The organism is Succinivibrio sp. (genome assembly GCF_045124615.1).
GTDB classification, from domain to species: Bacteria; Pseudomonadota; Gammaproteobacteria; order Enterobacterales; family Succinivibrionaceae; genus Succinivibrio; species Succinivibrio faecicola.
In genome coordinates, this window is sequence record NZ_JBGVMC010000050.1 from 1 (window position 1) to 1,848 (window position 1,848).

Genomic DNA, 1,848 nt, shown 5'->3' on the forward strand with positions numbered 1-1,848 from the left:
ACGGTGCATTGAGTATGGATGATATTTAGCCACGTAATAGGCGACCGGTTCACCATACTGACCAACCTCAACACCTTCAACAACAGAATTATCTGTAACCTTAAAAGAATCCAACGGATTGCAGATTCTGTCAGACTCAATCAGATCTAGTTTTAAATCATAAGGGCAGTTAGGACGTTTAATGAACGGTAAAGCAACAAAGCAATCACCACTCATCAAAGTTGATAAAAGAGCTAATGCCTGGAACTCATAAAAGGTGCACATCCTTGCAGCATCGCAGTTAGTTGAATCAGACCACAAAAGCCATTCGCGCTCTGTATTCTTTTGCCATGCAACTGCCTGCTCTTCTGTAAGTCCGAGTTTGTCACGATCTATGTGAGAATTCATCATAAGCCCTGAGCCAATAACATTGGTTCTAATGGTCTTAATTGCTCCGGTTGCAAGAGGCACACCCATGTAAAGATCGCGTGAACGTTCTCTTAAAAGCTTGATGTTATCTGCAATATCTTCATCTGCAGAGGCACTGTGGCTCATCCATCCAATTAAGGACTTTCGAGCATATGAAGCGCCGTAATGGGAATAACCACTAGCAACCAATCTGTTTTTTACAACAGCAGTAGGAGTTTTTGCTTGCTGAACTGCTGCAGATTTAACAGCATTAGCTCTAGTGGCCATTGCCTTACGTGGAAGTTTTTTCTGTGTCATATCTTAAAAATCCTGAGGAATAGCTCTTTGAACTTTTACACCACCACAACCACTTTCACACTTAGAAACAATGTCTGACCAATACTCAATTGCTTCCTGAATAGCGGTTAAATTTGCTCTGGTTAAGGTTCTTGATCCAATGGTGTAACTCTGACCGGTTAAAACCACATCTAGGGCATCTAACAATGCATCAAGTTTCTTTTTAGCAACCTCATAAGGAATGCCTTTATATTTTTTTAAAACTGGCATTAGATAACTCCTTTAGAATATTTGCGTGTTTTAACTGGCTTTGATTGAATTACTGCAGTATTTGCATTTACCCCCTGAGCACAAAGCTGATTGAATGCAGGTCTTACTATCTCAATTGCTGCAGTTGCATATACAGCGCAATCAAGTGCCTCATTACGCTCTCTTAATTTCTTCCAACCTTCCTTAACACGTCCTTTTTCAAACTTACGTTCAAATACTTCAGCGGTTAACTGTTTAAAGTATTCTTCTGTAAAGCCTGAATCACGTGCCATTGGATAATGCACATAGGCAGGACCAAAGTCATTTACTTTAAGGCGGTTAAACAGCAGTCTTTTACCTGCATCAACACCGACCACAAAAAGAAATGCTCTGTAACGGTTATTCTGAGAAGGTGGACCTATCAGGTCTTTACCTGCTACAGATGAACCTTTAGAAGAAAAGACACGTGATTTTTCACGTGCTTTAGTGTACTGATAAACAGTGTCAGTCATGGAACCGTCACCAGAATCTACCAGAGTACATGCAATGCGCAATTCTCTTCCATCCTGCAGACGGAAGTTTTCTATCAAAAGGACATCTAACTGAGACCAGACTTCATTTTGTTTGGTATCTCCAAAGAATACCCTATGACAGACTCCCCATGATTCAAAATCAGCGCCCCATCCAAACACTGTGGCTTCAAGACGGTTCTGCTGAACGTCAACACCACATGTAAGCATCAGAATTTCTTTAGGAAGACCGGCTTCAGGATAGAATTCTCTTCTCTGAGCAAGCTTTTCCCATAAGTTCAAATCTGCTTCATCTTCGTGCCATGGTTCACCAAGCTTCAAGTTGATGAACTCCTGAAGGCCTTTTTTATCCTTCTTATGATTTGCATCAACCCATTCTTCAACA

Annotated in this window: 3 protein-coding genes; all 3 read right to left on the bottom strand. The window is 40.9% G+C overall.

Features of this window, described 5'->3' with window-relative positions; translation table 11 throughout:
* A partial coding sequence (locus ACJML3_RS01260) for a phage portal protein (RefSeq protein WP_406019930.1) occupies nucleotides 1-705 on the bottom strand: 705 nt, incomplete at its 3' end.
* A gap of 3 nt (nucleotides 706-708) precedes the next feature.
* Nucleotides 709-954 carry a DUF6148 family protein gene (locus tag ACJML3_RS01265; RefSeq protein ID WP_331853144.1) on the bottom strand — a complete coding sequence of 82 codons (246 nt, stop codon included), beginning with the start codon at nucleotides 952-954 and terminating at the stop codon, nucleotides 709-711.
* Nucleotides 954-1,848 (bottom strand): terminase gpA endonuclease subunit (locus ACJML3_RS01270; protein WP_406019932.1); only part of this gene is annotated, 895 nt, incomplete at its 5' end. The genes ACJML3_RS01265 and ACJML3_RS01270, both read right to left, overlap by 1 nt.

What these genes read in the sequence shown, in the direction of transcription:
- ACJML3_RS01265 (WP_331853144.1), bottom strand. Translation starts at nt 954, where the DNA reads ATGCCAGTTTTAAAAAAATATAAAGGCATTCCTTATGAGGTTGCTAAA.